Consider the following 26,854-nt stretch of genomic DNA (forward strand, 5'->3'; position numbering starts at 1 on the left):
AAGCCTGACGCACGCCCGCGCTCGCCGGCGGTGCGCGCTGCACTGAAGTGAACGGTGATTGACCAGAAAGTCGACCCAAAGGTCGATTGAGGATTGAGACCCCATCCGGTACAGGCCGCACCCGGCATGTATCGAGACCGAAAGACCGTACGGCGAAGGACGCCCATCAGGCATCCACGCTCACACGGCAAAGCCCGGCAGGCATTCGCGGAAAGCCTGCCGGGTCATCAAAACAAGTACGTAAGTACGGAGACACCCGCGGCAACCTGTAAGCGATATGCATACGCGTCAGTCACGTAGGGGACTGGCCGTGCGCCTGGCATACACGATGCAATGTTCGTCGATTCCCGTCGGCGTTCCCATCTTAGGAGGAATCCATGGCTCAGTTCAGTGCAGCACCGGATAGTTCGGCAATCCCTGATTACGACAGCAGCGGACAAGGCGCACACGCGCTGCCCGCTGGCTACAGCGAACGCCTGTACAACGAAGACCTTGCGCCGTTGAAGCATCAGACGTGGGGCGCCTATAACATATTCGCGTTCTGGATGTCGGACGTGCACAGTGTCGGCGGCTACGTGTTCGCGGGGAGTCTCTTCGCACTCGGCCTGACGAGCTGGCAGGTGCTGATTGCGCTGCTCGTCGGCATTACGATCGTCAACGTGCTGTGCAATATGATCGCGAAGCCCAGCCAGCAGAACGGCGTGCCGTATCCTGTTGCGTGTCGCGCGACTTTCGGCGTGCTGGGCGCCAACGTTCCCGCCGTGATTCGCGGGCTGATCGCGGTCGCGTGGTATGGCATTCAGACGTATCTTGCATCGAGCGCGCTCGTCATTGTCGTGCTCAAGTTCGTCCCGCAATTGTTGCCTTATGCCGATGTGCATCATCACGGCTTCATGGGTCTGTCGACAGTCGGTTGGGCAGGCTTCATGCTGCTGTGGGTGTTGCAGGCACTCGTGTTCTGGAACGGCATGGAGACGATCAAGAAGTTCATCGACTTCGCCGGTCCTGCCGTGTATGTCGTGATGTTCATTCTCGCTGGCTACATGATCTGGCGTGCAGGCTGGCAGAACATCGGCATCAACCTGGGCGGCGTGAAGTATCACGGCATGGAAGTGATCCCCGTGATGATTACGGCGATCTCGCTGGTGGTGTCGTACTTCTCGGGCCCGATGCTGAACTTCGGTGACTTCTCGCGCTACGGCAAGAGCTTCCGCAGCGTCAAGCGCGGCAATTTCTGGGGCTTGCCGGTCAACTTCCTCGCGTTCTCGCTGGTGACGGTCGTCACGACGGCTGCGACGCTTCCCGTGTTCGGTGAACTGATTACCGACCCCGTCGAAACAGTTGGCCGCATCGACTATCCGACGGCTGTGATTCTCGGAGCGCTGACCTTCACGATTGCCACGATCGGTATCAACATCGTTGCCAACTTCGTGTCACCTGCATTCGATTTCTCGAACGTTGCACCGAAGCTCATCAGCTGGCGTGCAGGCGGTATGCTGGCTGCGGTTGCATCGATTTTCATCACGCCGTGGAACCTGTTCAACAACCCGGCTGTCATCCACTACACACTCGATGTGCTCGGCAGCTTCATCGGACCTTTGTACGGCATCCTGATCGTCGACTTCTTCCTCGTGAAACGTCAGAAGATCGTGCTCGACGACCTGTACACGGTGTCTGAAAAAGGTTCGTACTGGTATCACAATGGCGTGAACTATCGTGCAGTCTGCGCGCTGTTGCCGGCTGCAGTGATTGCGGTGATCTGCGTGATGGTGCCGTCGCTGAATGGTCTCGCTAACTTCTCGTGGTTCATCGGCGCAGGCCTGGGTGCAGTGTTCTACAGCGTGCTGGCTCGCAAGCTGCTGCGCGGTGCATGAAAGTTCATCAAGATGCAATCGGAGTCGACATGCGTATCAAACTGATCAACCCGAACACGACGCAACGGATGACGGAGGCCATGGGCCGTTGTGCGCGAGACGTCGTAGCGCCGGGTACGGAGCTGGTGGCGGTGAGCCCGACGATGGGCCCGCCGTCGATCGAAGGGTATTACGACGAGGCGCTCGCCACGCCCGGGCTTCTTGCGGAAATCGAAGCGGGCGAGCGCGATGGCTTCGATGGTTACGTGATTGCATGTTTCGGCGATCCCGGCCTTTATGCGGCGCGTGAACTGGCGCGCGGCCCGGTCATCGGCATCGCGGAAGCGGCGATGCATGCGGCGAGCGTGCTGGCGCCGGGCTTTTCGGTCGTGACGACGCTCTCGCGCACCTGCGGCATGGCCTGGCATCTGGCCGAGCGCTACGGGATGAAACGCTTCTGTCGCAACGTGCGGGCAACGGATGTCGCCGTGCTCGAACTCGATCAGCCCGGTTCGTCCGCGCGGCGCATCATTCTCGACGAATGCCGCCGTGCGCTCGACGAGGACGGATCGGATGCAATCGTGCTCGGCTGTGCGGGGATGGCTGAATTGTGCCGTGAGATCGAGGATGCACTGGGCGCGCCGGTCGTCGAAGGCGTGACGGCGGCGGTGAAGTGGGTCGAAGCGCTCGTCTCGTTGCGTCTGGCCACCGCCAAGCGCGGTGACTACGCGCGCCCGCTCGCCAAGCGCTACGACGGCGAGTTCGCACGCTTCAGCCCGACGGGCGATCAGCCCGCTGCTGCGCCGGTTGTGCACCAAAGTGCCGCTGAAGCGCTGCTTCGGGTAAACGCAAATGCACTGCGCGGCGACCCAGCCGCCGATATTGCACCGCACATACACTCAGTCTGACATGCACTATCTGCCCGGGTGTATGGGCGCACCCGGGTGTTTTCGCTACACTGGTTCAACCCTGCCGGCCTTGCCGTAGCGCGTTTTGCCGCTTTCACGACGTCCGCCGGCGTGTATCTGTCAACGCTCACGTCAACCGCTGCGCATTCACATCATGTCACTCGACCCGAACTATCCACGCGATCTGATCGGCTACGGCCGCCACCCTGTGCAGGCAAACTGGCCGGGACGCGCACGCGTCGCTGTCCAGTTTGTTCTCAACTACGAAGAAGGCGGCGAGAACTGCGTGCTGCACGGCGACCCGGGCTCGGAGCAGTTTCTGTCGGAAATCGTGGGCGCGGCGTCGTATCCATCGCGCCACATGAGCATGGAATCGATCTACGAATATGGCTCGCGCGCGGGCGTGTGGCGCATCTTGCGCGAGTTCGAGAAGCGCGGCTTGCCGCTGACGGTGTTCGGGGTCGGCATGGCGATCGAACGGCATCCGGAAGTTGCGCGCGCATTCGTCGAACTGGGGCATGAGATCGCGTGCCATGGCTATCGCTGGATTCACTATCAGGACATGTCGGCCGAACGCGAGGCCGAGCATATGCGCCTGGGCATGGAAGCGATCGAACGCGTGACGGGCCAGCGGCCGCTCGGCTGGTACACGGGCCGCGACAGTCCCAATACGCGGCGTCTCGTGGCCGAATACGGCGGCTTCCTGTACGACTCCGACAACTACGGCGACGATCTGCCGTTCTGGATGGATGTCGAAACGACAGGCGGCACTAAAGTGCCGCAACTGATCCTGCCGTACACGCTCGACACCAACGACATGCGCTTTGCTACGCCGCAAGGCTTCAACACGGCGGATCATTTCTTCACGTATCTGCGCGATGCATTCGACGTCCTGTACGAAGAGGGCGATGAAGCACCGAAGATGCTGTCGATCGGCATGCACTGCCGGCTGCTCGGCCGTCCGGGCCGCTTCCGCGCGCTGCAACGCTTCCTCGATCACATCGAAAAGCATGAGCGCGTATGGGTCACGCGGCGCGTCGATATCGCGCGTCACTGGCGCGAGCATCATCCCTATCAACAACAGGACAACCGCGGGGCTGCGGCATGAAGGCGATGCAATACACACTGGACCAACTCAACAGCATCTCGACCGACGCGTTCGTCGCAGCGCTGTCGGGCATCTTCGAGCATTCGCCGTGGGTCGCCGAAATCGCGGCCGCGCAGCGCCCGTACGCGAGCATCGACGCGTTGCACAAGACGATGTCGCATGCAGTCGAAACAGCGGGCGAAGCGAAGCAGCTCGCGCTCATCAATGCCCACCCGGAACTCGCGGGCAAGGCGGCTGTGCGCGGCGAACTGACGGCCGAATCGACACGCGAGCAAAGCGGTGCAGGTCTCAACCTGTGCACGCAGGAAGAGTTCGACAAGCTGATGCAGTTGAATGCAGCTTATCGTGAGAAGTTTGGTTTCCCGTTCATTCTCGCCGTACGCGGCTACGACCGGCACGGCATCATCGCGAACTTCGAAGCGCGCGTGAACAACAGCCGCGCCGACGAATTGCGCGCCAGCCTCGACCAGATCTACCGTATCGCGCGTTTCCGTCTCGACGATCTGATCAGCGCCTGATGGCAGGCTGATCGACGCACCATCGTCACGATAGCGACACGCACTCTCAAAGCAACAACCAGACAGCAAGGAAGACAACAATGGCACTCCCGATTCTCGATCCCAACGCTCCCGAATTCACACGCCGTTTCGTGAATCTCGCGGACCCGCGTCTTGGCGCGCAGGCGCTCGAAGCCAGCGACGATTTTTTCGCGCCGAAAGACCGCATGCTGAATCCGGAGCCGGCCGTTTTCATTCCGGGCAAGTACGACGATCACGGCAAGTGGATGGACGGCTGGGAAACGCGCCGCAAGCGTACGACGGGCTATGACTGGTGCGTCGTCAAGCTCGCGCGTCCGGGCGTGATCAAGGGCCTGGATCTCGACACCAGCCACTTCACGGGCAACTTCCCGCCAGCGGCGTCCGTTGAGGCGGCACGCGTGGTCGATGGCGCACCGAACCAGTCGACGCAATGGACTGAGATCGTCCCGTCGACGACGCTGCAAGGCAATAGCCACCACTACCTCGAAGTGGGCGACACGAACGCGTACACCCACCTGCGCGTGAACATCTATCCGGACGGCGGCATTGCGCGCCTGCGCGTGTACGGCCAGCCGCAAGTCGACTGGGCGGGCGCGAGCCGCACCGATCTGTTCGACCTCGCCGCGATGGAAAACGGCGCGTACCTGGTCGGCGCGAACAACCAGCACTTCGGCGCTGCATCGACGCTGCTGATGCCGGGCCGCGGAGTCAACATGGGCGACGGCTGGGAAACGCGTCGTCGCCGTGAGCCGGGCAACGACTGGGCGATCGTCGCGCTGGCACAGCCGGGCGTCATCAAGAAGATCGAAGTCGACACGGCGCACTTCAAGGGCAACTATCCGGACCGCTGTTCGATTCAGGCCGCGTACGTGACTGGCGGCACGGATAGCTCGCTGGTCACGCAGGCGATGTTCTGGCCCGTGCTGCTGGGCGAACAGAAACTGCAGATGGACAAGCAGCACTTCTACGAGAGCGAGATTGCGGCTCTCGGCCCCGTCACGCATATCCGCTTCAACATCATTCCGGACGGCGGCGTGTCGCGTCTGCGTTTGTGGGGCACGCTCGCATCATGAAGACACTCGCTATCGAACCGCTGACACGCGAAGCGTTCGCGCCGTTCGGCGATGTGATCGAACTGGAAGGCGCGAAGCAGATCCCCATCAATCTCGGCACGACGATCCGCTATCACGATCTCGCGAAAGTGGACGTCACGGATGAAGGCGGCCGCACGCTCGTCAATCTTTTTCGCGGACAGCCGCGTATGCTGCCGTTCGAAATCAGGATGATGGAGCGGCATCCGCTGGGTTCGCAGGCGTTCGTTCCGTTAAACGACAAACCGTATCTGGTTGTTGTTGCCCCTGCTGGCGAGCTGGATGAATCGCAGATTCGTGCGTTCGTGACTAGCGGCTGGCAAGGCGTGAACTACGCGAAAGGCGTGTGGCATCATCCGCTGCTGGCGTTGGGTGAGGTGACAGATTTCATCGTCGTCGATCGTGGTGGCGATGGGCTCAATCTCAACGAGCAGGATCTGCGTGAGTCGCAGTGGCTGACGGAAGATGCGATGAATGCGGTTGTTGTTTGATCGGTTTTGTGGTTTGTTTTTTGCTGCGCAGGCATTTGGTTGGTTTTTTGCTCTGTGCGCTGGCATCCGCGTTTTGCCTTTGGTTTGCTAGCGTTGCCCCTGTGCGGGGCGGCACCTACTTTTCTTTGCCGCGGCAAAGAAAAGTAGGCAAAAGAAAGCCGCTTAAAACCGCCAATTCTTGTTCCTGCCTGAGGGCCCCCAACGGGTCCTCTCCTTCATGCGGCGTTGCTTTTCTCGACGCCCACTGCCAACGCTCTTAATGAGCACCTCACCCGCTTCACACTCCCGCGTCGGCACTAGAGCGATCAAATCTCCCACGTTCTATAGCGGCAAACTGTGCGTAGGCTTTCGCGGCGTACGCGCATCACTCCGGACTGAAAAGCACGACCGGTGTCGTAGGAGCGCTGAGGTGTGAGGCACTACGACCGACACACAGTTTGCCACCTGGGCGGCCGTAACCATTCGCTGCCGCTGGCTGCGCTGTGGGTGATTGAAGTGGGTGAGGCGCCTGTTCGAAGCGCCGGCAACGGGCGGGGACTGAGAGGTTGTCGTATGAAGTGGAGGAACTGTTGGGGGCCCTCAGGCAGTGGTCAAGAATTGGCGGTGTTAGCCCGCTTTCTTTGCTTAGGAAGGTCTGAACAACCCGTTTTCTGCTTTGGATTTCTAACTGACACGCTCAGAGAGAGCGTCGCCTGGTCATTTACAACAGATGGATCGGCTCCCGATCGCCTCTTGCGCAAGGGCGCAGCGCCCTTGCGGGGCGTGTTCGCCCTTCATTTCGCTTTGGCGAGCGCCTTGCGCGCCATCCAGAGGTTAACCAACGCGAACTGCGTTTCGATGTGCGCTGTGTTCTTTGCCAGCCCCCGATATCGCGCCTTCAGATAGCCAAACTGGCATTTCAGCACCCGAAACGGGTGCTCCACCTTCGCTCTCACGCCCGCCTTGAGCCGCTCGATCTCGTTGTAGATCCGATCCAGCCGCTTGCTCTTGTCCAGTTTTCGGCGCTTGCTCGGGCGCATCGCGACGTGCCACTGAACCGCCTTCGTTTCGCCTCGTTTCTCAATGCCCACGTAGCCCGCGTCGGCAAACGCAACCTTCTCCTTGCCGTGCAACAGTTCATGCGCCACCGTGATGTCGTGAACATTGGCTGGCGTGCACTTCACCGTGTGCACCAGCCCCGACTCCACATCGACTCCAATGTGTGCCTTCATGCCAAAGTACCAGCTGCCGCCTTTTTGCGTCTGGCTCATTTCGGGGTCGCGTGTGCCACTCTTCTTGGTCGAACTGGGCGCTGAAATCAGCGTCGCGTCGACCGCTGAGCCCACCTTGAGCGTCAAGCCCTTTGACTGCAGGATCTTGTTGACCGTTGCCAGCATGCTGGCCGACAGCGCATGCGCTTCAAGCAGGTGCCGGAAGCGCAGGATCGTGCTCTCGTCAGGCAGCCGCGTCATGCCCGTGCCCAGCAGCGCGAACTCACGGTATAGCGGGATATCGTGCAGCGCCTCTTCCATCGCCGGGTCCGAGAGACTGAACCACTGCTGCATGAAGTGAATGCGCAGCATCGTCTGGATCGGAAACGGCGGACGCCCCGTCTTGCCTTTAGGGTAATGAGGCTCGATCAGCGCAATCAGTTTCTTTCACGGCACCACGCGGTCCATTTCATCCAGAAACTCGCGCTTGCGCGTGCGCTTCGTTGACAGATCCAGACCAAGACCGAGTTGTGTCATCACGCTACTCCCTGAATTTCTCCTGATCCCAGGATACTCCAGGCTGGCGTCAATGCCAGGTCTTTTGCAGAGATTCCCTTACTTTCTTTGCGGCGGCAAAGAAAGTAAGTGCCGCCCCGCACAGGGGCAACGCGTGAAGCACGAAGGCATATCGCGGATGCCATCGCGAACACAACTACGTTGAACCAACGCATAAACCACAAAAGCAAACCGCGAACGCTTTCGCATCCCTCGTTGCGCATGCAACGAACCTGCAAACCATGCCGCACGAACAAGCGCCACCCTCCAGGCGCAAAAAAAAGCGGACCACCGCTCGCGCGAATAGTCCGCTAACCTCGAAGAAACGGGCTTGCGCCCGTCACCGACACCTCGATCTTCAGTTCACTGCGCCACCCTGGAACCAGGCAGCGATCTTCTGACGCTCTTCGTCAGTCATATGCGTGACATTACCAAGCGGCATCGCCTTCAGCGTCACAGCCTGCTGGTAGATGCGCTGTGCGTTCGTCGAAATCTCTGCGGGCGTATCGAGCAGGACGCCAGCGGGCGCGCTACCCATCATCGTCGGATGCGCGGAGTGACATGCCACGCAACGTTGCTGCAGGACAGGCACGATATCGGCCGTCTTGATGACAGGCGCATTCGCCGCTTCCGCAACAGGCACGACGGGCTTGGGCATCGTCCAGAAGAGAGCGCCGAACATCAGCACGATACCGGCCAGCGGCAGATACCACAGTACCTGGCCACGGTGACGCATCACGAAGAACTGACGGATCAGCGCGCCAGCGAGCATGATGACGACGAGCACGGCCCAGTTATACGGATGCGTGTACGTCATCGCGTAGTGGTTCGACAGCATCGCGAATACGACGGGCAGCGTGAAGTACGTGTTGTGCACCGAGCGTTGCTTGCCGCGCTTGCCGTAGATCGGGTTCGGCGTCTCGCCCTTGAGCATCGCATCGACCATCTTGCGCTGGCCGGGGATGATCACGAAGAACACATTCGCCGACATGATCGTCGCGAGCATCGCACCCATGATCAGATAGGCGGCACGGCCAGCGAAGATATGGCACGCGAGGAACGCGGCGACCAGCACGTAGATGCCGACGCAGATACCGAGCACCTTGTCCTTGTTGCCGAGAATCCGGCACAGCGAGTCATACACGATCCAGCCCGCGATCAGAAAGCCGAGTGCCGAGAAGATCGCGACGACGGGGCCCATATCGAGCACGTTCTTGTCGATCAGATACGTGTTCGGCGCGAACAGATAGAGCACCGTGAAGAGACCGAAGCCCGACAGCCAGGTCGTGTACGAAGGCCACTTCGACCAGTGCAGGTCATCGGGCATTTCAGGCGGCGCGACCGTGTACTTCTGCATGTTGTAGAAGCCGCCGCCGTGCACGTGCCACAGTTCACCGAACACACCGCGTCGACGCTGGTTCGGGTCCGTAGGCGGTTTCAGGCTGTTGTCGAGCGCGACGAAATAGAACGATTCGCCGATCCATGCAATTGCGGCGATGACGTGAAACCAGCGAATCGCGAGATTCAGCCAGTCGGTGATAAAGCCTTCCATGAAACTCCTCCACTCCTGATTCGTTGTTCGCGCAGCATCTGGGGTGTTGCGCGGCATGCGGGGTTGTTGTGCCGGTGCATGTCCACTATCGGATCAGTGCATGCGATGGCAGTTGGATGAAATCGGATGCTGATCGACCGTCGATTGCTGAGCTTGCGCTTCGCATATGTCTCCATGTCATCTGCGAAATGCAAGCGTGCGCACGATCGTGCACGCGTACCGGGTTCGCTTCAGCTGCCGCGGTAGGTGCTGTACGACCACGGCGACACCAGCAGCGGCACGTGATAGTGCGCACCTGCATCGGCCACGCCGAAACGCAGCACGACGCGATCGACGAAGCGCGGTTCCGGCACTTTGGTGCCGATCGATGCGAAATAGTCGCCCGCATGGAACACCAGTTCATATTCGCCGGCGACGAGCGCCTCGCCTTCGAGCAGCGGCTCGTTGCAGCGGCCGTCGTGATTGGTGGTAGTGGTTTTGAGCGCGCGGCGCGAGTCGCCGGAAAGCGCAAAGAGTTCAACCTTGATATCTGCGCCGGGACGGCCGTTGGCCGTGTCGAGCACGTGGGTAGTGAGCTTGCCCATTCGCGATTGTCCTTGTGTAGATGCGAGGTTTCAGCGGCGGCCCGATCCATTACACGTTGCGGCGGATCGAGGCTCCACGTCAGTGGCTACATACCCGTCGGCGGATTGAAACGAGCGCCGTGACATCCATTGTAGAAACATTGTTCAGTTCCGCGAGCCAGCGATAGGAAAGATAATCGCTGCCGCATGAAGCGCCGCTGACAGATGCTGGAAAGGCAGTCTGATGCATGCGCGACGGGCGGTGGTGCTGCACGGTTCCGATCCTACCGGCGCCAAAAATGCGGACTATATGACGGGCGTGAACTTCGGTATCGCAATGGCGCGAGTTGTCAGCGCAATTTTGTCGCCCGAAGGTTATGGCTATGCGCGGCGTGGCCGCGCATCCCGAAGACGGCGGATCACGCTGGGTAACCGGGCCAACTGCGTTCGAACGGACGCGGCGGCACGGTGGCGTGCCGCCGGTATCGCGTTCGAACGACTTTTGCACTTGCCCGGAAAGCCGCATGCTGCGGTGACGGCACAGCGATGCAGCGCAGGGCGGCAGCATCGTGCAGCGGCCACATTGGCGGCAACACAGGGCAGCACTGGAGAAACGAATGACGATGCAAAACAATACAACTGGCCAGCGCGGCAAAACAATGCTGGTCAGGCACGCGGCCGTGCTCGTGACGATGGACGGCGAGCGGCGCGAACTGCGCGATGGCGGCCTCTATATCGAGGACAACCGGATCGTCGCGGTCGGGCCGACAGACCAGTTGCCGGATACTGCCGACGAAATCCTCGACATGACGGGGCATCTGGTGATTCCCGGCCTCGTCAACACGCATCACCACATGTATCAGAGCCTGACGCGTGCGATTCCCGCCGCGCAGGATGCCGAGCTGTTCGGCTGGCTGACCAGCCTGTACAAGGTGTGGGCGAATCTCACGCCGGAGATGATCGAGGTGTCGACGCTGACGGCGATGGCCGAACTGCTGCTATCGGGCTGCACGACGTCGAGCGACCATCTCTACATCTACCCGAACGGCAGCCGGCTCGACGACAGCATTGCCGCCGCGCGCCGCATCGGCATGCGGTTTCACGCTAGCCGCGGCAGCATGAGCGTTGGACAGAAGGACGGCGGCTTGCCGCCGGATTCCGTTGTCGAAAAGGAAGCGGACATTCTGAAAGACACGCAGCGTCTGATCGAGACATATCACGATGAAGGGCGTTACGCGATGCTGCGTGTCGTCGTCGCGCCATGCTCGCCGTTTTCAGTGAGCCGCGACCTGATGCGTGAGTCGGCTGCACTGGCGCGCCAGTACGGCGTGTCGCTGCATACGCACCTGGCGGAGAACGTGAACGATATTGCATACAGCCGCGAGAAGTTCGGTATGACGCCGGCCGAATACGCAGAAGATCTCGGCTGGGTCGGCCACGACGTATGGCATGCGCACTGTGTCCAGCTCGACGATGCCGGCATCCAGCTATTCGCACGCACAGGGACGGGCGTCGCGCATTGTCCGTGTTCGAACATGCGGCTCGCATCGGGAATTGCTCCCGTGAAGAAGATGCGGCTTGCGGGTGTGCCCGTCGGTCTGGGTGTCGACGGATCGGCATCGAACGACGGCGCGCAGATGGTCGCTGAAGTGCGCCAGGCGCTGTTGCTGCAGCGGGTCGGCTTCGGACCCGATGCGATGACCGCGCGTGAGGCACTGGAGATTGCGACGCTCGGCGGCGCAAAGGTGCTGAACCGCGATGATATCGGCGCGCTGGCGCCGGGGATGGCGGCGGATTTCGTGTCGTTCGATCTGCGTCAGCCGCTATTCGCGGGCGCGCTGCATGATCCCGTCGCGGCGTTGGTGTTCTGCGCGCCGTCGCAGGTGTCGACGAGCGTGATCGGCGGAAAGGTCGTGGTGAAGGACGGTGTGTTGACGACCGTGGATCTCGGTCCGGTGATCGAGCGGCACAACCGGCTAGCGCAGACGCTGTATGAAAGTGCAGCCTGAGCGTAGTGCATGAAAGCAGGGCGGCAGTCCGAGACCGCCGCCCTGCAGGATAGTGCCTGGAGTTACTTGTCGATCAGCGTCTTGGTCGCTTCAGCGACGAGGCTGCGCAGCCAGCGCACTTCATCGGAATAGTGCACGCGCTCGTGCCACAACTGGTAGTACTGCATCGGCGGAAAGTCGAGCGGCGCGGGCACGACGGTCAGGGGCAGGAACTTCGCGTAGTAGTCGGCGAAGAGGCGCGTGGTCGTAAAGATCAGATCGGACTTGATCAGTACGTACGGCGCCAGGTTGAAGTACGGCAGCGTGACGACGACATGACGTTTGAGGCGCTCGCGCGCGAGGTGGACGTCGATGGCGCCGCGCTGGCCGACGGAATAGGGCGTCGGCGCGAGATGCGGCGCGTTCAGGTACTGGTCGAGCGTCAGACCGCCACGCTTGGCGAACGGATGCGTGTTGCTCATCAGGCACACGATCTGGTCGACGAACAGGTTGGACAGGTGCAACTGCTCGGGCGGTTCCGGCCAGTTGCCGACGACGATGTCGAGCTTGCCGTCCTCGAGCGCCAGTTCGTAGTCGAACGCGGGCCCGAGCGAATGGAACTCGAGTGTCGCGTTCGGCGCGGCCTGGCGGAAGCGCTCGACGACAGTCGGCACGAACAGCACGTTCAGGTAGTCCGGACAGCCGATCCGGTAGCAACGGATCGAAGTCGCCGGATCGAAGTTGTGCTGCTGAAATTTAATGCGTTCGATCTCGCGCAGTGCATTTTGCACAGGCTCGAGCAGGCGCAGCCCGTACTCCGTCGGCACCATGCCGGACTTGCCGCGCACGAGCAATGGGTCGCCCGTAATGTCGCGCAGGCGCCGCAGCGCCGCGCTGATCGCGGGTTGGGACTGGTTCAGTTTGACGGCGGCGCGCGTGACACTGCGCTCCATCAAAAGGGTGTGCAAGACGCGCAGTAGGTAAGTGTCGATCGCCTCGCGTTGCTGACTCATGACTTCTCCGAAATATATGTTCTGGCTGATCGATCAGGCTTGGGGGTATATGCGTTTTAATATATAGATAAAAAACCGTCAAGGGTGGGATACCCGCAAACCACGCAGTGGCGCGGCTCTGCGGGAATTTTGGCGGCTCGACTGAGAGGGTCGATTTCGGTATTGTCGATCGGCTGCGGTAGCACGACGCGCGCGTCCGGGCCGATGTATCAAGCGGGATGTAACCTGGATCCGGGCAGGATTCAGGCGGGGAGCGCGCGGGACGCCGCGTGCCGCTGGCCACACGCGTAACACGGAAGAACATGAGCGACACATCCACAGGCAGCCCGACGGGCGGCAGCACACACGCAAACGGCGCAAACCGTAGCGGCGGCGCCACACCGCGCCTCGCGCTGACCGGCATCAGCAAGCAATATCCTGCCGTTCGCGCAAACGACGACGTCACGTTGATCGTCGCGCCCGGTGAAATTCATGCAGTGCTCGGCGAAAACGGTGCAGGCAAGAGCACGCTGATGAAGATCATCTACGGTGCAGTGCGCCCGGATGCAGGCGAAATCCGTTGGGAAGGACAAACCGTCGATATCGCCAACCCGGCTGCGGCGCGCAAGCTCGGCATCGGCATGGTGTTCCAGCACTTCTCGCTATTCGAGACGCTGACCGTCGGCGAAAACATCGCGCTCGCACTGGACGAGCCGTTCGATCTGAAGGTGCTCGGCAAGCGCATTCGCGAAGTGTCCGCCGAATACGGCCTCGACATCGATCCGCAGCGCCACGTGCACAGCCTGACAGTCGGCGAGCGGCAGCGCGTCGAGATCGTGCGTTGCCTGCTGCAGAACCCACGGTTGCTGATCATGGACGAGCCGACCTCGGTGCTCACGCCGCAAGCCGTGCGCAAGCTGTTCGGCACGCTGCGCCGGCTCGCGTCGGAGGGCTGCAGCATTCTCTACATCAGCCACAAGCTCGACGAAATCCAGGAACTCTGCGACACGGCCACCGTGATGCGCGGCGGCAAGGTGACGGGGCGTGTGACGCCGCGCGAAGAGACGCATGCGTCGCTCGCGCAACTGATGGTCGGCCACTCGCTGCCCGATTACGAGCGCCGCTCACATACGCCGGGTGACGTGCTGCTCGATGTGAAAAATCTTTCATCTGCAAGCGACGATCCGTTCGGCACGTCGCTCGACGATGTGTCGTTCAGCGTGCACGCAGGTGAAATATTCGGCATCGCGGGCGTGTCGGGCAACGGCCAGGCGGAACTGCTCGCGGCGCTGTCGGGCGAGCACAAGGGACAGCGCGCCGATGCCGTCACGATCTGCGGCAAGCCGGCGGGCAGGCTCGGCGCAGCGGCGCGTCGCAGGCTCGGTTTTGCCTTCGTGCCCGAAGAGCGACTCGGACGCGGGGCAGTGCCAGCGATGTCGCTCGCGGAAAACGCGCTTCTCACGGCGCACCGACAACAGATGGTGCGCTCGGGTTGGATCAACGCGGGCGCGATGCGCGCGTTCGCGAAGCGCTGCATCGAATCGTTCGACGTGCGCTGCGGCGGAGAAGGTGCGCTTGCGCAGAGCCTGTCGGGCGGCAACCTGCAGAAATTCATCGTTGGGCGCGAGATATTGCAGGCGCCCAAGGTGCTCGTCGTCGCGCAACCGACGTGGGGTGTCGACGTCGGTGCAGCCGCGTTCATCCGGCAACAGTTGCTGGATCTGTCTGCGCGCGGCGTCGCGATTCTGGTGATCTCCGAAGAACTCGAAGAACTGTTCGACATCTGCGATCGCATCGCGGTGATCGCGCGCGGACGCATGTCGCCGACCCGCAAAACGGGTGAAACGAACGCGGAAGAGATCGGCCGCTGGATGGCAGGGCTGTTCGGCGATCGCGAAGGCACGCCACCGTCGGCGGGGCAACCGGCGCATGCATGATCTTTCATGCATGAACTGAAATGCCACCGAATGCAATTGCAGAGACAACATCGACCACACGCACAATGATTCTTCCGTATCGACTTGAAGCCCGCACGACGCCATCGCGAACGATGCAGATTGCCGTGCCGCTGATCGCCGCGCTGCTCACGCTCGCGATCGGCTTTCTGATTTTCAGCCTCGTCGGGCGCGATCCCGGCCAGGCGATGTTTGCGTTTTTCATCGAGCCGCTGTCGAGCATCAATGGCTGGGCAGAACTGCTGCTGAAAGCGTCGCCGCTCTGTCTGATCGGACTAGGCCTTGCTATCGGCTACCGCGCCAACGTCTGGAACATCGGCGCGGAAGGCCAGATGCTGCTGGGCGGCATCGCGGCGAGCGGCGTCGCGATCTACTTCGACCAGGCAACCGGCTGGTGGATCCTGCCGACCATGATGGTCGCGGGCGTGCTGGGCGGCATGGCGTGGGCGGCGATTCCCGCACTGCTCAAGAGCCGCTTCAACACCAACGAGATTCTTACGAGCCTGATGCTCACGTACGTCGCGACGCAGTTGCTGATCTATCTGGTAAGCGGCCCGTGGCGCGATCCGCAAGGGATGAACTTCCCGCTCTCCGAAATGTTCTCAGGCGACGCGCTCTATCCGACGCTCTACGGCGACTGGCATTGGAAACTTCTGAAGGGCACGCGTCTGAACGCATCGATTTTCGTGACGATCATCGCGATTCCGCTGGTCTGGATCTTTATGCGCAAAAGCTTCGCGGGCTTCCGGATGAACGTGGGCGGCTTGGCGCCACTGGCCGCGCGCTACGCGGGCTTTTCGGACAAGAAGACGATCTGGACCTCGCTGCTGATCAGCGGCGGCCTCGCTGGCCTCGCCGGCATGGGTGAAATTTCCGGCCCTATCGGCCAGTTGCAGGCGACCTGGTCGCCGGGCTATGGCTTCACCGCAATCATCGTGGTGTTCGTCGGACGGTTGCATCCCGTGGGCATCGTGCTCGCGAGCCTGCTGATGGCCTTGCTGTACCTCGGCGGCGAAGCCGTGCAGACGTCGATGCAACTACCGCAGGCGCTGTCGGGTGTGTTCCAGGGGCTGCTGCTGTTCTGCCTGCTGGGTGCGGACCTGTTCGTCAACTATCGCGTGCGCCGTCGCGGTATCGCGGCATCGTAAAACCGTCCGAACCCAGACTGGATCTTATGGATATTCAACAAGCCAGCGCGCTCACGTCGAGCGCCGTCGTTGCAGCGATTCCGCTGATGTTCGCGGGCGTCGGCGAACTCGTCACCGAAAAGTCGGGCGTGCTCAACCTCGGCGTCGAAGGGATGATGCTGATGGGCGCGGTGACGGGATACGCCGTCACGGCAATCACGGGCAGCCCGTGGCTAGGCGTGCTCGCCGCGATCGGCGCGGGCATCGCGATGTCGCTGCTGTTTGCGTTTCTCGTGTTGTCGATGCTCGCCAACCAGGTTGCGACGGGACTCTCGCTGACGATCTTCGGCATCGGCCTGTCAGCTTATGTCGGCAAGCCATACACATCGGCTGCCGTGCGCGAGTCGATCGGCACGTGGGTCATTCCGGGTCTTTCGAAAATTCCCGTGCTCGGCCCGGCGCTTTTCAGCCTGACGCCGCTCGACTATCTCGCCTTCATCATGTTCGGCGTGGTCGGCTGGTTCCTGTATCGCACGCGCGCCGGGCTCGTTCTGCGCTCGGTCGGCGAGTCGCCGCAGGTTGCGCATTCGGTCGGCTTTCCCGTGATCGGCGTGCGCTACGGCGCGACGCTGTTCGGCGGTGCAATGGCCGGGCTTGCAGGCGGTTACTACTCGATCGTCAACCTGCACTTGTGGCAGGAGCAGTTGACTTCAGGTCGCGGCTGGATTGCATTGGCACTCGTGGTGTTCGCGACATGGCGCCCGGGTCGTCTGCTCATTGGTGCACTATTGTTCGGTGCAGTGACGGGCCTGCAGTTTTATGCGCAAGCGATTGGCGTCCCGGTGCCGACGCAGTTCCTTGCGATGCTGCCGTATGTCGCGACGGTCGTCGTGCTCGTGCTGATCTCGCGCAATCCGAACACGATTCGCCTGAATGCGCCTGCATCGCTCGGCAAGCCATTCTTTGCGGCCGGCTGAACGTGTGCCGCACATTGCATGTCGGTGTATGCCAGTTCATCAAGTAAAAACATCTGATTCAACGACAGGAGAAAACATGAAGAAAAGAACCATACTGAGCGCACTGGCATTGGCCGCCGCGACGCTCGCGACGGGCGGTGCGCTGACGCAGACTGCCCAGGCCGCCGATGCGCCCGGCGTCGCGTTCGTGTATCTCGGCAACCCCGGCGACGCAGGCTGGACCTACGCGCACGATCAGGGATCGAAGGAAGCGGAAGCGAAGTTCGGCAACAAGATCAAGATCACGCGAGTCGAGAACGTGCCCGAGTCGGCTGACTCCGAGCGCGTGTTCCGCGATCTGGCGAACAAGGGCAACAAGATCATCATCGGTTCGAGCTTCGGCTTCCAGGACTTCGAACTGAAGGTCGCGAAGGACTTTCCAGACACCGTCTTCCTGCACGCGACGGGCTACAAGAAGGCAGCGAACTTTGGTACCTACGACGTGCGCATGTATCAAGGTGCGTATCTCGCAGGCGTCGCGGCCGGCTACGTGACGAAGACCAACACGCTGGGTTTTGTCGCTTCGGTGCCGATTCCTGAGGTGGTACGGAACATCAATGCATACACGCTCGGCGCGCGCTCGGTGAATCCGAAGGTGCATACGAAGGTGATCTGGATCAACAGCTGGTTCGATCCGGGTAAGGAAAAGCAGGCAGCCGAAACGCTGATCGGACAGGGCGCAGACGTGCTGCTGCAAAACACAGATTCCAGCGCGACGCTGGCGACTGCTGCAGAAAAGCATGTGCATGCATTCGGCTGGGACTCGGACATGAAGAAGTTTGGCCCTGAGGCGCACCTGGGTTCAGTCGTCGCACATTGGGGCGTCTACTACACGGCTGCGATCCAGCAGGTGCTGGACGGCAAGTGGAAGAACGATCCCGTCTGGTGGGGCATTCCGCAGAAGGCCGTCAATCTCGAGGACATGAACACGTCGGCAATTCCGGCCAACGCGATGAAGGATGTCGACGCGAAGCGCACGGAACTGGCAGGCGGCAAGTGGGATGTGTTCACGGGCCCGATCAAGGATCAGACGGGTGCAGTGAAAGTGCCGGCTGGCAAGACGCTGACCGATCCTGAACTGCAACGCCTGAACTGGTATGTCGAGGGCGTGGACGGTACGCTGCCGAAGTGATCAGCGTGAAATGAAGCGCTTGCATTCGCGCGAGTTGTGATTTGCGAGAATGCAACGCAATACATGTGTTTGCACGGCAAGCGCGAACGCTAAAAGCTGCATCCGGTTTCTCGCCGGATGCAGCTTTTTTCATGTCTGCGGGTCGCGCGGACCGCGCGCCAGATCAGTCGTCGATACGCAGGCCCACTTTCAGCGTCACCTGCCAGTGCGAGACCTTGTTGTCCTCGATATGGCCGCGCGTTTCCACGACCTGGAACCAGTGCAGATTACGCAGCGTTTTACCTGCTTTTTCGATCGCGCAACGGATAGCGTCGTCGCTGGATTTGGTCGACGAACCCGTCAGCTCGATCTGCTTGTACACGTGGTCGCTCATGATTTACCTCCTGGTGGTCGAAAAAGTATAGGCAATGCGTGTCGTACGACAGCACCCGATGAACCCGAATACATGCCGCACATCGCATGCCCGGCATGCTGCAACGCGATACGGCCGGTATCATGGGCGGTTCGAACGTCGCCGGCTGCATCGTGCCGGCGGATGCAACCCGATGCGTGCAATGCATCGAACGGAGGAGTGAGACGTGAAGATCGGTTTTTGCGGACCGGGCCTGATGGGCGCGCCGATGATCCGGCATCTGCTGGGTGCAGGTCATGCAGTGCAGGTATGGAACCGCACGCGCGCGAAAGCGGAAGCGCTCATTGCAGATGGCGCGACGGTCGCGTCGACCCCGGCCGAACTCGTCGGACCAGCTGAAGCGATTTTCCTGTGTGTGCTGGACGCAGCAGCTGTCGAAGAGGTGGTGTTCGGCGTGAACGGCATCGTGCCGGGCGTGGAACAGGTGAACGGCAAAAGCCCGGTGCGCTGGATCGTCGATCACGGCAGCATTCCGCCCTCAGCGACGCGCGCTTTCGCCAGGCGGGCAGCGGAAGCGGGCATCGGCTGGATCGACGCGCCCGTCTCGGGCGGCGTGGCAGGCGCGGTCGCTGGCACGCTCGCGGTGATGGTGGGCGGCGAGACGGCCGATGTCGAAGCCGTCACACCCGTGATCGAAGCCTACGCATCGCGCGTCACGCATATGGGCGCAGCCGGTGCGGGACAGACCACCAAGCTGTGCAATCAGGCGATCGTGACCTCGACGGTGGCGGCCATCGCCGAAGCCGTCAGCCTTGCGCAGCGCAGCGGCATTGACGCAGCACGGCTGACGCAGGCGCTGGCGGGCGGCTGGGCCGACTCGGTGTTGCTGCAGACCTTCGTGCCGCGCATGACCCAGTCGGGCCAGCCGCCTATCGGGGCGCTGAGCACGTTCCAGAAGGATGTGGACACGATTGCAGCCGCTGCATATGAAACAGGCACTCCAATGCCGGTTTCGGGCACAGTGCAGCAGCTGTTGCGTCTCGGTGCAGCCATGGGACTCGCGAATGCAGATTTCGCCGGTTTCATCGACGTGTTGCACACGCCGCGTAAAAAAGGGTAGCAGGACAGGCGCGGCAGTCCGGAGCGCGGCGCGCGTGACGCGATAACCTGCTAAAATAATTGGTTTTTCGCCGATCTATCATTCAAAGGGACGCGCCGTGCTGTCTACTGCCAACATCACCATGCAATTCGGGCCGAAGCCCCTGTTCGAGAACATCTCGGTCAAATTCGGCGAAGGTAACCGCTACGGCCTGATCGGCGCGAACGGTTGCGGCAAGTCGACGTTCATGAAAATCCTGGGCAGCGACCTGGAGCAGAGCTCGGGCAACGTGATGCTCGAACCGAACGTGCGTCTCGGTAAACTGCGTCAGGACCAGTTCGCGTACGAAGACGTGCGCGTGCTCGACGTCGTGATGATGGGCCACACGGAAATGTGGGCGGCGATGTCCGAGCGCGACGCGATCTACGCGAACCCGGAAGCGACCGACGACGACTACATGCACGCGGCTGAACTGGAAGCAAAGTTCGCCGAGTACGACGGCTACACGGCCGAAGCGCGCGCGGGCGAACTGCTGCTCGGCATCGGTATCTCGATAGACCTGCACAATGGTCCGATGAGCAACGTCGCGCCGGGCTGGAAGCTGCGCGTGCTGCTCGCGCAGGCGCTGTTCTCGAAGCCGGACGTGCTGCTGCTCGACGAACCGACCAACAACCTGGACATCAACTCGATCCGCTGGCTCGAGGACGTGCTCAACGAGTACGACTCGACGATGATCATCATCTCGCACGATCGACACTTCCTGAACCAGGTCTGCACGCACATGGCAGACATGGACTACGGCACGCTGAAGGTCTATCCGGGCAACTACGACGACTACATGCTCGCGAGCACGCAGGCGCGCGAGCGCCAGCAGGCCGCGAACGCGAAAGCAAAGGAGCGCGTCGCCGATCTGCAGGACTTCGTGCGCCGCTTCTCGGCCAACAAGTCGAAGGCACGTCAGGCAACCAGCCGTCTGAAGATGATCGACAAGATCAAGATCGAGGAATTCAAGCCGTCATCGCGCCAGAATCCGTTTATCCGCTTCGAGTACGAGAAGAAGCTGCACAATATTGCGGTCGTCGCGGAAAGCATCTCGAAGAAGTACGAGCGCACGATCTTCAATAACTTCAGCATCAGCGTGCAGCCGGGCGAGCGCATCGCGATCATCGGCGAAAACGGCGCGGGCAAGACGACGCTGCTGCGTTCGCTGCTGGGCAGTCTGTCGCTTGACCACGGCTCGATCAAATGGGCCGAGAACGCCAACGTCGGCTACATGCCGCAGGACACGTACGAAGAGTTCCCGAACGACGTCACGCTGATGGACTGGGTTGACCAGTACCGCAAGGAAGGCGACGACGAGCAGATGGTGCGTGGCACGCTCGGCCGTCTGCTCTTTAATGCAGACGACATCAAGAAGTCGGTGAAGGTGCTGTCGGGTGGCGAGAAAGGTCGCATGATCTGGGGCAAGCTGATGCTCGGCCGCCACAACGTGCTGCTGATGGACGAGCCGACCAACCACATGGACATGGAGTCGATCGAGTCGCTGCAGATCGCACTCGACAAATACGATGGCACGCTGATCTTCGTTTCGCACGACCGTGAATTCGTGAGCGGATTGGCTAACCGCATCATCGAAGTGAAGACGGATGGCACGCTGAACGATTTCGGCGGTAATTATGAAGACTTCCTGTCGAGCCAGGGTCTGCAGTAAGCGTTACCGCATCAGTTCCGACAAAAGCCCGCTTCTCATGAAGCGGGCTTTTTTATTGGCCCGTTGCTGACGCGTTGGTGCGCGCGCTCCGATTCCTCCTGCCTGTGTCCGATCGAGTCTTTTGCCCACGAGTAAAATAAACGGACTATCTAGGAGACAGGACACAAGACAATGAAGACCTTCGAACACTTCTATATCGACGGCAAATGGATCAACCCCTGTGGCACAGGGACAATCGACGTGATCGACTCGGGTACCGAAGAGTTGATGGGCCGGATTCCCGAAGGAATCGAGGCCGACGCTGAGGCCGCCATCGCTGCTGCCCGTGCCGCTTTCGACAGTTGGGCAGCGACGACGCCAAAAGAGCGCGGTGTGTACCTGCGAAAGATTGCAGACAACCTTAAGGCGCGCACGGATGAGCTGGCAGGCTATATCTGCGGTGAAGTCGGTATGCCGATCAAACTCGCGCGCGCGATTCAGGTTGGCGGTCCCGTGTACAACTGGAATGCCTATGCGAAGCTTGCGAGTGAATTCCAGTTCGAGCAGCAGGTGGGCAATTCGCTCGTCGTGCGAGAACCCGTCGGCGTCGTTGCGGCGATCACGCCGTGGAATTATCCGTTGAACCAGATCACGCTCAAGGTGGCCGCTGCACTGGCAGCGGGCTGCACTATCGTGCTCAAACCGTCGGAAATCGCGCCGCTCAACGCGTTCGTGCTCGCCGAAGCGATTCATGAAGCAGGCTTGCCCGCTGGCGTATTCAATCTCGTAAGTGGCTATGGCCCGGTGGTCGGTGAAGTGCTGGCCAGTCACCCGTCGGTCGACATGGTGTCGTTCACCGGGTCGACGCGTGCGGGCAAGCGTGTGTCGGAACTGGCTGCTGCGACCGTGAAGCGTGTCGCGCTGGAACTCGGTGGCAAGTCGGCGTCCGTCATTCTCGACGATGCGGATTTCGCGGCGGCGGTCAAAGGGACACTCAGCGCGTGCTTCCTGAATTCAGGGCAAACGTGCTCGGCGCACACGCGCATGATCGTGCCTGAATCGCGCTATGACGAGGCGCGCGAGCTCGCGAAGAAGGCCGCAGAAGCGTTCGTTGCCGGTGATCCGCGTGTCGAGACGACGCGTCTTGGTCCGCTGGCTTCCGCCGCGCAGCAGTCGCGCGTGCAGCACTATATTGCCCGCGGGATTGAGGAAGGTGCGGAACTCGTGACGGGCGGCACTGGCATGCCCGATGGCATCTCGAAGGGTTTTTTCGTGAAGCCGACCGTATTTGGTCGCGTGCATCCGAAGGCGACCATCGCACAGGAGGAAATCTTCGGTCCGGTACTGACCATCCTCACCTATAAGGACGAGGAAGAAGCGGTGCGTATCGCTAACGACTCGGTGTATGGACTTGGCGGTGCCGTATGGGCTGGCAGCGACGAGCGCGCGATGGGTGTCGCGCGGCGCATTCGCACGGGCCAGGTCGATATCAACGGCGGCGCATGGAACATGGCCGCGCCATTCGGCGGTTTCAAGCAGTCGGGACACGGACGCGAGAACGGCGCATACGGGCTCGAAGAGTACCTCGAGTACAAGTCGATGCAGTTGAAGGTCAACAAGCCTGCATAGCACTGCATGAGCACGCTGCACGGCAGTTCATGTCGGCGTGACGTGCATGAATGATGATGGAGCGCAACGAAAGCGCGTGTCGGTACCCGGCACGCGCTTTTTGTTTGATCTCACGCAAGATGCTGCATCGGCCAATTGCGACCATCGAGGCTTTTCGTCGAATCCTGTCGACGTCGGAGGCCTCTTATGTTTCCTTCTCATCCGTTTGCGCCGCTTGTGATTCGCGGGCAAACGCTGCTGCCCATCGTGCAGGGCGGCATGGGCGTCGGTGTGTCGGCGCACCGGCTTGCGGGCAGTGTGGCACGCGAAGGCGCGCTCGGCACGATCGCCAGCATCGATCTGCGCCATCACCATGCCGATCTGCTCGAGCGGTGCCGTACAGCGCCCGATCGCGCGACACTCGAAGATGCCAACCGCGTTGCGCTTGTGCGTGAGATCCGCGCGGCGCGGGCGCTCAGCGAAGGGCGCGGAATGATTGCCGTCAACGTGATGAAGGCTGTCAACGCGCATGCCGACTATGTGCGCATCGCCTGCGAGGAGGGCGCGGATGCAATCGTGATGGGAGCGGGGCTGCCGCTCGATCTGCCCGACTTGACGCAAGGATGCGACATCGCGCTGGTGCCGATTCTGTCCGATAGCCGGGGCGTTGGTGTGGTGCTCAAGAAGTGGCTGAAAAAAGGCCGCTTGCCCGATGCAATCGTGATCGAGCATCCGGCGCACGCGGGCGGTCATCTCGGCGTGACCCATCTCGACGACATGCACGATGCGCGCTTCGACTTCACACGGGTACTGCAGGAGATCGATCAGCTTTTCACTTCGCTGCAGATCAACCGAACTGAAGTGCCGGTGATCGTTGCAGGTGGTATCAACAGCCATGCAGCGGTGCGTGCGTGTTTCGACGCGGGCGCAAACGGCGTGCAGATCGGCACGCCATTCGCCGTCACGGAAGAGGGCGATGCGCATCCGAACTTCAAGCGCGTGCTTGCCGATGCGACGCCCGACGACATCGTCGAATTCGTCAGCGTGACAGGCCTGCCCGCGCGCGCTGTGAAGACACCGTGGCTCGAGCGCTATCTGCGAAACGAATCGCGCATTCGCACCAAGATTGGTGCACTCAAGCGTGCCTGTCCGACTGCACTCGAATGCCTCAGTGCATGCGGTCTGCGCGACGGTATCGAAAAGTTCGGCCATTTCTGCATCGATACGCGGCTCGCGGCTGCACTGCGCGGCGACGTCAACAACGGTCTGTTCTTTCGCGGACGCGAAGCCTTGCCGTTCGGCACAGCAATCCGCAGCGTCCGCGATCTCCTCGAACTGCTGCTGACGGGCGTGGCGCGACCGGCTGTCGCAGGGCGCCTTGCGTTTTCTCTGGGTTGACGGGCATCAAGAAGCGAGCGGCGGCGAGCTTCGACAATGCTCTTGCGCAATGCATCGCGTTTTGCGCAATCACACAAGAAAATCAGGGTAGCTCATGAACACAACAATCCGATCGATCGCTGCCGCGCTGTGCGCGGCGGGACTGGCGCTGATGTCCACGCATGCATGGGCCGCAGATGGCGATCCGACTTCAGGCATCCACGCGGGCGACGTGCTGGTGCGCTTGCGGGCCATCTCCATCATGCCGCAGGTGAGTACGAACAACACGTTGTCTGCACTGAACGTCGACGTCAACAATGCCATCGTGCCTGAACTCGACTTCACGTATATGATCCGCGACAACATCGGTGTCGAGTTGATCCTCGCCACGTCGCGTCATCAGCTGACGTCGAGTCTCGGCAACCTTGGCGGTGTCAACGTTTTGCCGCCGACGCTGCTGTTGCAGTATCACTTCAATCACCAGGGGAAGATACGGCCGTACGTCGGCGCGGGCGTGAACTATACGTACTTCTACAATGACGGGCTGCATGTGGGCGACCAGCAGATATCCGTCAAGCGCAGCAGTTTTGGTCCGGCATTGCAGGCGGGCGTCGACGTACAGGTGACGAAGACGGTGTTCGCAAACGTCGATGTCAAGAAAATCTGGATGAAAACGGATGCATCGCTCAATGGCGCATCGCTCGGCACACTGCATATCGATCCGTGGATCGTCGGCTTCGGCGTCGGGATGAAGTTCTGAGTGCCTCGCGCGTGATGGATCATGCAATGAAAAACGCCGGCCTCTCGATGAGCCGGCGTTTTTGCTGATCACATCAGTGCATGCGCAGAGCGCGTGGCATTACAGCTTGTCGTACTTGAACCGCATGGCCGTGCCTTCGCCCTCGATGCGCGTCCAGACAGCGCGCTTCTCTTCGTCGGTGAGAAAAACCCAGTTCGACACTTCCGTCGCCGTACGCCCGCAGCCTTTGCAGACTTCGTCGAAGAGCGTCGAGCAGACGCCGATGCAGGGGCTGTCGGGGAGGTCGTGAAGATTCGATGACATCGAGTTACCTTGAACGGGGAATGCGTGCGGTCCGCTATGGTAAACCAAAAGCGAAACGGGCTTCCGGCACCCAATTTATTGGCGGCCGACACACAGTGACGTTCCTCGCACTATCGCTGCCACACCAGCGCTCGGCAGGAAAGGAGCGGCAGCAGGCCGTGCATTGCGCTTCCCATGCATTACTGTGCATTGCATCTCATTGCATGCGAGTAACGACCAGGTCATTGAAAAAGCGACTTACAACGGACGGAGCGGCGCTTCTGCAATGGATTCGCAAGCATTGAAGTTCATCCTGTTGCCGTTTCCCAGATCAACGCGCCGTTCAGCGCGATGATGCCCGCCGCGCACATCCACGCGAGCACGAGCGGCACGCCGTGCACGCGCCAGCCGTGCATCAGCCGTTTATCTGATGCGAAACGGATCAAGGGCACGACGGCTAGCGGCAGTTGCAGGCTCAGCACGACCTGGCTTGCCACCAGCAACTGCGCGGAGCCGTGCTGCCCGAACAGGCCCACGGCAATGAGTGCGGGGCCGATCGCCAGTGCGCGCGTCAGCAGTGCGCGCTGCCAGCGTGGCAGCCGGATCTGCAGAAAGCCTTCCATCACCGCCTGGCCAGCGAGCGTGCCGGTCACGGTCGCGCTCAGGCCGCACGCGAGCAATGCGGCTGCGAACAGGATCGCCGCCCAGTGCGAGCCGACGATGGGCGCGATGAGCCGGTGCGCGTCGGCGAGATCGGTGACGGTGCGATGACCGCTCGCGTGGAAGACGGCCGCCGAGACGACCAGCAGCGCTGCATTGATCACGAAAGCCAGTGAAAGCGCGCTGAAGGTGCCGAAGTTGACGCCGCGCAACGTGCTGGCGATCTCGGTATCGGTGGCGCACCGCGCGTGCGTCTTGACGAGCGCGGAATGCAGATAGAGGTTGTGCGGCATGACCGTCGCGCCCAGAATGCCCGCCGCGAGCCACACCATCCCGGCGTTGCGCAGCAGTTCGGCGCTGGGCGCCGCGCCCGTCAGTGCGGCTCGCCAGTCGGGGCGCGCGAGCACCAGTTCGATCACGAAGCACAAGCCGACGAACAGGATCAGCGCGACCACCACCGTTTCCAGTGTGCGCTGCCCGTGCCGCTGCAACGCGAGCATCGCGAAGGTGCCGACCGCCGACATCAGCACGCCCGCCGTCAGCGACACGCCGAACAGCAACTGCAGCGCGACCGCGCTGCCGACTACCTCGGCTACGTCGCAGGCGATGATCGCGATCTCGCTCGTCACCCACAGGAACAGCGTCATGTGCCGGCCGGTGCGCTCGCGGCATAGCTGCGCGAGGTCGCGCCCCGTCACGACACCGAGGCGCGATGCCACCCACTGCAGCAGCATCGCCATCAGACTCGATATGACCACGACGCTCAGCAGGGCATAGCCATAGCTCGCACCGCCTGCGAGCGCCGTCGCCCAGTTGCCGGGGTCCATGTAGCCGATCGCGACGAGCGCGCCCGCGCCGACGAACGTCAGCCAGTTGGCGGAACGCGGCGGCCGGTTGCCCGCGCGGCGGGGCCGGCGGGACGGATTCAATGCGGACGGATTCGAGTTCATCGCAGATCGATGGCAA

22 protein-coding genes and 1 pseudogene are annotated in these 26,854 nt (G+C 61.5%); 16 read left to right on the forward strand and 7 right to left on the reverse strand.

Features of this window, described 5'->3' with window-relative positions; all coding sequences use genetic code 11:
- Positions 1–377: 377 nt before the first annotated feature.
- The 6 genes from G3O01_RS28085 to G3O01_RS28110 all read left to right on the forward strand — a co-directional run bounded on the left by G3O01_RS28085 (position 378) and on the right by G3O01_RS28110 (position 5,990).
- Positions 378–1,874: an NCS1 family nucleobase:cation symporter-1 gene (locus G3O01_RS28085; protein WP_205809859.1), complete on the forward strand. Its 1,497-nt coding sequence runs from the start codon at positions 378–380 to the stop codon at positions 1,872–1,874.
- A gap of 29 nt (positions 1,875–1,903) precedes the next feature.
- Complete coding sequence (locus G3O01_RS28090) at positions 1,904–2,761, forward strand: aspartate/glutamate racemase family protein (protein ID WP_205809860.1); 858 nt, start codon at positions 1,904–1,906, stop codon at positions 2,759–2,761.
- Between the two features lie 154 nt (positions 2,762–2,915).
- Positions 2,916–3,869, forward strand: coding sequence for an allantoinase PuuE (gene puuE / locus G3O01_RS28095; RefSeq protein ID WP_205809861.1), 954 nt, complete (start codon positions 2,916–2,918; stop codon positions 3,867–3,869).
- The gene (gene uraD, locus G3O01_RS28100) at positions 3,866–4,387 is read left to right on the forward strand and encodes a 2-oxo-4-hydroxy-4-carboxy-5-ureidoimidazoline decarboxylase (protein ID WP_205809862.1); all 522 of its coding nucleotides are present in this window, start codon (positions 3,866–3,868) and stop codon (positions 4,385–4,387) included. The genes puuE and uraD overlap by 4 nt, the downstream gene beginning before the upstream one ends.
- 80 nt (positions 4,388–4,467) lie before the next feature.
- A complete protein-coding gene (gene alc, locus G3O01_RS28105; protein ID WP_205809863.1) occupies positions 4,468–5,481 on the forward strand; it encodes an allantoicase in 1,014 nt (337 codons plus the stop codon).
- A complete protein-coding gene (locus tag G3O01_RS28110) occupies positions 5,478–5,990 on the forward strand; it encodes an ureidoglycolate lyase (RefSeq protein WP_205809864.1) in 513 nt (170 codons plus the stop codon). The genes alc and G3O01_RS28110 overlap by 4 nt, the downstream gene beginning before the upstream one ends.
- A 773-nt stretch (positions 5,991–6,763) precedes the next feature.
- Here the strand turns inward: G3O01_RS28110 and G3O01_RS28115 are convergent.
- From G3O01_RS28115 to uraH, 3 genes and pseudogenes are all read right to left on the reverse strand, one after another.
- A pseudogene (locus tag G3O01_RS28115) lies at positions 6,764–7,717 on the reverse strand (IS5 family transposase).
- A gap of 376 nt (positions 7,718–8,093) precedes the next feature.
- Positions 8,094–9,287 (reverse strand): urate hydroxylase PuuD, encoded by a 1,194-nt coding sequence (locus tag G3O01_RS28120; RefSeq protein WP_205809865.1) that lies wholly within the window; start codon positions 9,285–9,287, stop codon positions 8,094–8,096.
- 230 nt (positions 9,288–9,517) lie between these two features.
- Positions 9,518–9,871 (reverse strand): hydroxyisourate hydrolase, encoded by a 354-nt coding sequence (gene uraH, locus G3O01_RS28125; RefSeq protein WP_205809866.1) that lies wholly within the window; start codon positions 9,869–9,871, stop codon positions 9,518–9,520.
- A 596-nt stretch (positions 9,872–10,467) separates the two neighbouring features.
- Between uraH and G3O01_RS28130 the strand changes: the two genes are divergently transcribed.
- On the forward strand, positions 10,468–11,859 hold the full coding sequence (locus tag G3O01_RS28130; protein WP_205809867.1) for an 8-oxoguanine deaminase: 1,392 nt from the start codon (positions 10,468–10,470) through the stop codon (positions 11,857–11,859).
- Between the two features lie 62 nt (positions 11,860–11,921).
- Here G3O01_RS28130 and G3O01_RS28135 read toward each other — a convergent pair whose 3' ends face one another.
- Positions 11,922–12,851 (reverse strand): LysR substrate-binding domain-containing protein, encoded by a 930-nt coding sequence (locus tag G3O01_RS28135; protein WP_028370402.1) that lies wholly within the window; start codon positions 12,849–12,851, stop codon positions 11,922–11,924.
- A 302-nt stretch (positions 12,852–13,153) separates the two neighbouring features.
- Between G3O01_RS28135 and G3O01_RS28140 the strand changes: the two genes are divergently transcribed.
- The 4 genes from G3O01_RS28140 (at position 13,154) to G3O01_RS28155 (ending at position 18,060) form a co-directional block, all read left to right on the forward strand.
- Positions 13,154–14,767, forward strand: a complete 1,614-nt coding sequence (locus tag G3O01_RS28140) for an ABC transporter ATP-binding protein (RefSeq protein ID WP_205809868.1) — start codon at positions 13,154–13,156, stop codon at positions 14,765–14,767.
- 65 nt (positions 14,768–14,832) lie between these two features.
- The gene (locus tag G3O01_RS28145; protein WP_205809869.1) at positions 14,833–15,933 is read left to right on the forward strand and encodes an ABC transporter permease; all 1,101 of its coding nucleotides are present in this window, start codon (positions 14,833–14,835) and stop codon (positions 15,931–15,933) included.
- A gap of 26 nt (positions 15,934–15,959) precedes the next feature.
- Positions 15,960–16,889, forward strand: a complete 930-nt coding sequence (locus tag G3O01_RS28150) for an ABC transporter permease (RefSeq protein ID WP_205809870.1) — start codon at positions 15,960–15,962, stop codon at positions 16,887–16,889.
- Between the two features lie 76 nt (positions 16,890–16,965).
- Positions 16,966–18,060 carry a BMP family ABC transporter substrate-binding protein gene (locus G3O01_RS28155; RefSeq protein WP_205809871.1) on the forward strand — a complete coding sequence of 365 codons (1,095 nt, stop codon included), beginning with the start codon at positions 16,966–16,968 and terminating at the stop codon, positions 18,058–18,060.
- A 163-nt stretch (positions 18,061–18,223) separates the two neighbouring features.
- On the opposite strand, the gene G3O01_RS28160 is transcribed toward G3O01_RS28155, so the two are convergent.
- A complete protein-coding gene (locus G3O01_RS28160) occupies positions 18,224–18,433 on the reverse strand; it encodes a dodecin (RefSeq protein WP_205809872.1) in 210 nt (69 codons plus the stop codon).
- Between the two features lie 205 nt (positions 18,434–18,638).
- Here G3O01_RS28160 and G3O01_RS28165 point away from each other — a divergent pair, with 205 nt between their 5' ends.
- From G3O01_RS28165 to G3O01_RS28185, 5 genes are all read left to right on the forward strand, one after another.
- Positions 18,639–19,532, forward strand: coding sequence for an NAD(P)-dependent oxidoreductase (locus tag G3O01_RS28165; protein ID WP_205809873.1), 894 nt, complete (start codon positions 18,639–18,641; stop codon positions 19,530–19,532).
- A gap of 97 nt (positions 19,533–19,629) precedes the next feature.
- On the forward strand, positions 19,630–21,222 hold the full coding sequence (locus G3O01_RS28170; protein ID WP_205809874.1) for an ABC-F family ATPase: 1,593 nt from the start codon (positions 19,630–19,632) through the stop codon (positions 21,220–21,222).
- Positions 21,223–21,393: 171 nt separating this feature from the next.
- A complete protein-coding gene (locus tag G3O01_RS28175) occupies positions 21,394–22,830 on the forward strand; it encodes an aldehyde dehydrogenase family protein (RefSeq protein ID WP_205809875.1) in 1,437 nt (478 codons plus the stop codon).
- 186 nt (positions 22,831–23,016) lie between these two features.
- Positions 23,017–24,207, forward strand: a complete 1,191-nt coding sequence (locus G3O01_RS28180) for a nitronate monooxygenase family protein (protein WP_205809876.1) — start codon at positions 23,017–23,019, stop codon at positions 24,205–24,207.
- A 94-nt stretch (positions 24,208–24,301) separates the two neighbouring features.
- Positions 24,302–24,946 (forward strand): OmpW family outer membrane protein, encoded by a 645-nt coding sequence (locus G3O01_RS28185; protein WP_205809877.1) that lies wholly within the window; start codon positions 24,302–24,304, stop codon positions 24,944–24,946.
- A 99-nt stretch (positions 24,947–25,045) separates the two neighbouring features.
- On the opposite strand, the gene G3O01_RS28190 is transcribed toward G3O01_RS28185, so the two are convergent.
- Both G3O01_RS28190 and G3O01_RS28195 read right to left on the reverse strand, forming a co-directional pair.
- Positions 25,046–25,249: a DUF1289 domain-containing protein gene (locus tag G3O01_RS28190; RefSeq protein ID WP_205809878.1), complete on the reverse strand. Its 204-nt coding sequence runs from the start codon at positions 25,247–25,249 to the stop codon at positions 25,046–25,048.
- Between the two features lie 287 nt (positions 25,250–25,536).
- Positions 25,537–26,838 carry an Nramp family divalent metal transporter gene (locus tag G3O01_RS28195; protein WP_205809879.1) on the reverse strand — a complete coding sequence of 434 codons (1,302 nt, stop codon included), beginning with the start codon at positions 26,836–26,838 and terminating at the stop codon, positions 25,537–25,539.
- Positions 26,839–26,854 lie beyond the last annotated feature (16 nt).

Origin of the sequence: Burkholderia sp. Ac-20365 (assembly GCF_017104715.1) — a bacterium.
Taxonomy (GTDB): Bacteria; Pseudomonadota; Gammaproteobacteria; order Burkholderiales; family Burkholderiaceae; genus Paraburkholderia.

Coding starts and splice junctions, on each gene's coding strand:
- G3O01_RS28085 (WP_205809859.1), top strand. CDS start 378: ATGGCTCAGTTCAGTGCAGCACCGGATAGTTCGGCAATCCCTGATTAC.
- G3O01_RS28090 (WP_205809860.1), top strand. CDS start 1,904: ATGCGTATCAAACTGATCAACCCGAACACGACGCAACGGATGACGGAG.
- puuE (WP_205809861.1), top strand. CDS start 2,916: ATGTCACTCGACCCGAACTATCCACGCGATCTGATCGGCTACGGCCGC.
- uraD (WP_205809862.1), top strand. CDS start 3,866: ATGAAGGCGATGCAATACACACTGGACCAACTCAACAGCATCTCGACC.
- alc (WP_205809863.1), top strand. CDS start 4,468: ATGGCACTCCCGATTCTCGATCCCAACGCTCCCGAATTCACACGCCGT.
- G3O01_RS28110 (WP_205809864.1), top strand. CDS start 5,478: ATGAAGACACTCGCTATCGAACCGCTGACACGCGAAGCGTTCGCGCCG.
- G3O01_RS28120 (WP_205809865.1), bottom strand. CDS start 9,287: ATGGAAGGCTTTATCACCGACTGGCTGAATCTCGCGATTCGCTGGTTT.
- uraH (WP_205809866.1), bottom strand. CDS start 9,871: ATGGGCAAGCTCACTACCCACGTGCTCGACACGGCCAACGGCCGTCCC.
- G3O01_RS28130 (WP_205809867.1), top strand. CDS start 10,468: ATGACGATGCAAAACAATACAACTGGCCAGCGCGGCAAAACAATGCTG.
- G3O01_RS28135 (WP_028370402.1), bottom strand. CDS start 12,851: ATGAGTCAGCAACGCGAGGCGATCGACACTTACCTACTGCGCGTCTTG.
- G3O01_RS28140 (WP_205809868.1), top strand. CDS start 13,154: ATGAGCGACACATCCACAGGCAGCCCGACGGGCGGCAGCACACACGCA.
- G3O01_RS28145 (WP_205809869.1), top strand. CDS start 14,833: ATGATTCTTCCGTATCGACTTGAAGCCCGCACGACGCCATCGCGAACG.
- G3O01_RS28150 (WP_205809870.1), top strand. CDS start 15,960: ATGGATATTCAACAAGCCAGCGCGCTCACGTCGAGCGCCGTCGTTGCA.
- G3O01_RS28155 (WP_205809871.1), top strand. CDS start 16,966: ATGAAGAAAAGAACCATACTGAGCGCACTGGCATTGGCCGCCGCGACG.
- G3O01_RS28160 (WP_205809872.1), bottom strand. CDS start 18,433: ATGAGCGACCACGTGTACAAGCAGATCGAGCTGACGGGTTCGTCGACC.
- G3O01_RS28175 (WP_205809875.1), top strand. CDS start 21,394: ATGAAGACCTTCGAACACTTCTATATCGACGGCAAATGGATCAACCCC.
- G3O01_RS28180 (WP_205809876.1), top strand. CDS start 23,017: ATGTTTCCTTCTCATCCGTTTGCGCCGCTTGTGATTCGCGGGCAAACG.
- G3O01_RS28185 (WP_205809877.1), top strand. CDS start 24,302: ATGAACACAACAATCCGATCGATCGCTGCCGCGCTGTGCGCGGCGGGA.
- G3O01_RS28190 (WP_205809878.1), bottom strand. CDS start 25,249: ATGTCATCGAATCTTCACGACCTCCCCGACAGCCCCTGCATCGGCGTC.
- G3O01_RS28195 (WP_205809879.1), bottom strand. CDS start 26,838: ATGAACTCGAATCCGTCCGCATTGAATCCGTCCCGCCGGCCCCGCCGC.